This is a genomic window from Brevundimonas sp. (genome assembly GCF_031082345.1).
Taxonomy (GTDB): domain Bacteria; phylum Pseudomonadota; class Alphaproteobacteria; order Caulobacterales; family Caulobacteraceae; genus Brevundimonas.
The window spans coordinates 1-1690 of the sequence record NZ_JAVHLH010000384.1; the positions used below are offsets into that span (position 1 = coordinate 1).

Genomic DNA, 1690 nt, shown 5'->3' on the forward strand with positions numbered 1-1690 from the left:
CCCTTCTCCCTCAAGGGGAGAAGGGACCGGCCTGGCCAGATCAGTTCTGCGGCGTCGTCGTCGTCACCACGGCGGTCCCGCTCGGAGCCGGGGCCGGAACCTCGCGCTCGATGATCACCGGGCTGACGGCGCGGGCTTCGGCGGCGCGGGCCTCGCTGGCGGCGCGGGCGGCTTCGGCTTGCGAACGGGCCGCGTCGGCGCGGGCGATGTCGACGCTGGCCTGGGCGCCGGCGACCTGCCCCTGGACCAGGGCCTGGTCCGCCTGGGCCTGGGCCTCCACGGCGTCGAGTTGCGCGTCGAGCAGGGCTTCGTCGGTCTGGGGCGCGCCGCCCCGGGCGAACAGGATCCACAGCACCGCCAGCAGCACGAGGGCGCCGAGGATGCCGGCGATCCACCAGCCGGTGTTGGACTCGCGCACCACGACCGTCTCGACGGTCTCGGTGTAGCCGGGCTCAACCGTGCGGATGACCTCGACGGTTTCGGTGTTCGGGTTGTTCGGATCGTACTGGGTCACGGGGCAGTCTCCATTGAACTGCCGCAACGGCTCCGGTTGAGGTCCGTTCCGCCGTTAACCCACCCGCCTCAGAACGAGGGCGCTCCAGGCGTCGCGGCGGATGCGGCGCTCCAGCACAAACCCGCGCGACAGATAGGCGGCCGTGACCCGGCGTTCCTGGGTGCGCAGCAGGCCCGACAGGATGGCCACGCCACCCAGCGCGAGGGCCTCCTTGATGTCCTGGGACAGGCTGACCAGCGGCGGGGCGAGGATGTTGGCGAAGACCAGATCGTAGGGCCCCTGCCCCCGCACCTTGCGGTCGTTGAGGCCGAAGGCGTGGACGAAACGGGCGTTGGCCAGGTTCAGCTTCGCATTCTCGTTGGCGATGCGGACCGAAGGCTCGTCAATGTCGGTGCCGACCGCCACCCTCGAGCCGGTCTTGGCCGCCGCGATGGCGAGAATGCCGGTGCCGCAGCCGACGTCGAGAACCCGCTCGAACCGCTCGCGCTTCAGCAACTCGTCGAAGGCCAGCAGGCAGCCGACCGTGGTGCCGTGATGGCCGGTGCCGAAGGCGGCGCCGGCGTCGATCTTGAGGTTGACGGTGTTGCGGGGCACGGCCCCCTCGTCGTGGGCGCCGTAGACGAAGAAGCGGCCGGCCCGCACCGGCGGCAGGCCGGACAGGGACATGGCCAGCCAGTCGGCGTCGGCCAGCTTCTCGACGATGACCGTCAGCCCGTCGTGCGCCTTCAGCCGCGCCTCGATGCCGCGCACGTCGTCTTCATCATTGGGAAAGGCGTCGATCCGCCATATGCCCCGGTCCTCGTCTTCCTCGAGGATCGAATAGGTGGCGCCCTCCAGCAACGGGTCGGAATCCAGAGACATGGCGGCGGCCTCGGCGATCGCTCGCGGGCCCCTCGCTATTATTTGAACTGCGGACTCGGACATTTCTCAAACACCGCTATCATTGCGAATCGAGGCGCGCGCTGGCGTGCGCTCCGCCGCCAGCATCAACCAACTGAACCGAGGGGTCGGGGAAACCATGGCTAAAGCACCGTCCAAGCCGAGCACCGCCAAACCGAAGGCGGCGACCGCCGCTTCCAAGCCGAAACCGGCGGCAAAGTCGAGCGCCGCGAAGCCCGCCGCCGCCAAGACTCCCGCAAAAGCCGCCGCGCCCAAGCCGGCGGCGGCGAAAAAGCC

3 protein-coding genes are annotated in these 1690 nt (G+C 69.7%); all 3 read right to left on the reverse strand.

Annotation, left to right across the window (positions count from 1 at the left end; all coding sequences use genetic code 11):
* Positions 1 to 40: 40 nt before the first annotated feature.
* A complete protein-coding gene (locus RDU12_RS15570; protein WP_308685568.1) occupies positions 41 to 514 on the reverse strand; it encodes a hypothetical protein in 474 nt (157 codons plus the stop codon).
* A gap of 54 nt (positions 515 to 568) precedes the next feature.
* The gene (locus tag RDU12_RS15575; RefSeq protein ID WP_300293493.1) at positions 569 to 1438 is read right to left on the reverse strand and encodes a 50S ribosomal protein L11 methyltransferase; all 870 of its coding nucleotides are present in this window, start codon (positions 1436 to 1438) and stop codon (positions 569 to 571) included.
* A gap of 3 nt (positions 1439 to 1441) precedes the next feature.
* Positions 1442 to 1690 (reverse strand): hypothetical protein (locus RDU12_RS15580; protein WP_308685569.1); only part of this gene is annotated, 249 nt, incomplete at its 5' end.

Coding starts and splice junctions, on each gene's coding strand:
- RDU12_RS15575 (WP_300293493.1), bottom strand. CDS start 1,438: ATGTCCGAGTCCGCAGTTCAAATAATAGCGAGGGGCCCGCGAGCGATC.